This window comes from Polynucleobacter sp. 35-46-11, assembly GCF_002281105.1.
This window is the reverse complement of record NZ_NCFJ01000372.1, coordinates 1-2,558: the sequence shown is the minus strand read 5'-3', so window position 1 is coordinate 2,558 and position 2,558 is coordinate 1. Positions and strand designations below refer to the sequence as shown.

Genomic DNA, 2,558 nt, shown 5'->3' with positions numbered 1-2,558 from the left:
CGTGCGTGAAAAAATTCTGGCTAAAGCTCAGTAGGATTCAGTTAAATTAGCCCTATGACTGCATTCTCAGCACTAAAGCCTAAAAAAGTTTTATTTATTGCGACTCGTCAGATTGGAGATGTCCTTGTCACTACGCCGCTTATCTCTCAAGCGCGCGAGCTATGGCCTGATGCTGAGTTTCACTTTTTAGGTTACCGTGGCAAGCTCGAGATGCTCAAAGGTAATCCCGATATTACCCAGATCATCGAAACTTCCGATCGCCCCAAATTCAAAGAGTATCTCTCTTTATTTTTTAAACTATTTCAGCGTTACGACTTGGCTGTGGTTACGCAACCTAGTGATCGCGCCTATTTTTATGCTCTGGTAGCTGCCCATCACCGCGTTGGCGTACTAGGGGGCCACCCTCAAGGTCTCACTGATCAAGATAAAGCCAAGAAAAGTAAAAGCGATAAGCAAAACGCCTGGAAAAAGGCTATCAGCCTACATACAGTTGATGTGGATTATTTTGCCCAGCATGTCATTACTGAAAAGCTTCGCCTACTTGAGATCTTTTACAAGAAGCCGCGGGATTTATTTAGCAAACCTATTTCAGTCACTCCACCTGCTGGCGATCCCATTACCCCAAGCATTGCTGGTCAACTCTATGCGCCTTACCTTGTAGTGCATCCAGGGCCCTTGACTGCCTACAAGCGTTGGCCGCTTGCCTATTGGCAAACATTGCTAACTTGGATTACAAAACAAGGTTGGCAAGTTGTATTGAGCGCATCACCCGCTAAGCAAGATCTACAGCTAAACAAGGATATTCTGTCATTGCTTGATGAAGAAACCCGCAGTCATGTTGTTGATACAGCAGGCCTACTTACTATCCCGCAAGCGGGAACACTGATTCGCGGTGCAATTGCCTATATCGGGGTAGATACATCCATCACACACCTAGCGGCAGCATGTAATACACCGACCATTGCCTTATTTGGTCCAACGCCACCCACCAACTTTGGGCCATGGCCTAATAGTTTTATTGGTGAGCAGCCCTATCAATTAAGAGCTCGCTCGCAGACAGTTGGTCATGTCACGATCCTGCAAGGACCCGGTGAATGCGTCCCCTGTCGCAAAGCAGGCTGTGAAGATCGTGCAAATAGTCGTAGCGAATGCTTGGATCTCTTAGAACCCAATCAGGTGATTGCAGCGCTTCAAGACGCCACAAATCAATAAATCACTCTGAGTGGTTTTGGTGCTGCTGATTTAGAGGTACTGAACCTGAACTGTATTAGATTGCTTGGCCGCCAATATTTGATTCAGACTATGCAAGCAGGCATCATCAGGATAGATGCGCAACTCTTCTGGGAATTGCATCAAGCAAGCTCCGCCACTAGTAGTGACTGCAGCCGTGAGCATTAAACCCTTTAAGCCTTCGCTAGCACTTGGCATAGCGGCTGCTGCGGGGCCCAACTTGGGATCTCGCACTCGATTACTCATCAAGTAAGGCCCAATTTGGCTACGTAAGGATTTAAGATCAATCGCTGAATCAATCGATAAATGGATATTGCGAGCAAAACGCATGCGCGCACCCGTAATGTCCATCACCGCCTCTGATACGATCCGCATTCCGCCAGAAAACTTGTCGGGTGTAACGTTCACTTTCGCTACTAATAACTCATCTTCTTTGAGCCAAGAGCGATTTGGTTCATATACCTCGCTATAGAGGGTCACTTCTATTGCAGCGGTGCCATCATCAATTGTTGCAATCATCATACGGCCACGCTGACCCGTCAGCATGCGGGCAGAAGTAATAATGCCGGCGATCAACTGATCTTTACCCTCCGTCACTTTAGCCAATGGTTGACGAATGAAATGCGCCGTCTCGTCGCGATAGGCGTCAAACATGTGGCCCGTTAGGCAAAGTCCTAAGGCGCTCTTCTCATCTTGAAGGCGTTTCTTTTCAGACCAGACTGGTTCGCGCACCAATTCAGGCAGGTGGCGATCCTCTTCCCCTGCTACCTCAAACAAACTGACTTGGTTGATTGAAGCTTCCGCTTGTTCTGCCGCCTCGATTGCACGCGCTAAAGAAGCCAATAAAGTGGAGCGAATATCGTAAGGATTACCGCCGGCAGGAATAGAGTCCTTATACAAACTATCAAAGGCGCCAGCACGCATCAAAGCTTCAATTGCTCGACGGTTGACTTGCCTACGATCAACGCGTGCGCAGAAATCAAATAAATCTTTGAAAGGTCCGCCAGCTTCACGCGCCTTCACAATCACTTCAATTGCCGCCTCACCGGTACCTCTCACTGCGCCCAAGCCATAGCGAATATGACTGATCGGAGAATCTGGAGCAGCATCTGGGGCACGTAATGGTGTGAACACATAAACGCCAGTATTAATATCTGGCGAGAACACCCGAATATTATTTGCCAAACAATCGTCGTACAGAATCTTCACCTTATCGGTGTCATCCATCGCAAGCGATAAGTTGGCCGCCATAAATTCAGCAGGATAGTAAGCCTTAAGCCAGGCAGTTTGATATGCCAAGAGCGCATAAGCAGCAGCATGAGACTTAT

The 2,558-nt window shown here is 47.8% G+C and carries 1 protein-coding gene and 1 pseudogene; one reads left to right on the top strand and one right to left on the bottom strand.

The window, feature by feature from the left end:
* Positions 1-54 precede the first annotated feature (54 nt).
* On the top strand, positions 55-1,212 hold the full coding sequence (locus B7Y67_RS15085) for a glycosyltransferase family 9 protein (protein ID WP_293599340.1): 1,158 nt from the start codon (positions 55-57) through the stop codon (positions 1,210-1,212).
* Between the two features lie 30 nt (positions 1,213-1,242).
* Here the strand turns inward: B7Y67_RS15085 and dnaE are convergent.
* A pseudogene (gene dnaE / locus B7Y67_RS15080) lies at positions 1,243-2,558 on the bottom strand (DNA polymerase III subunit alpha); the annotation flags it as partial.

What these genes read in the sequence shown, in the direction of transcription:
- B7Y67_RS15085 (WP_293599340.1), top strand. Translation starts at nt 55, where the DNA reads ATGACTGCATTCTCAGCACTAAAGCCTAAAAAAGTTTTATTTATTGCG.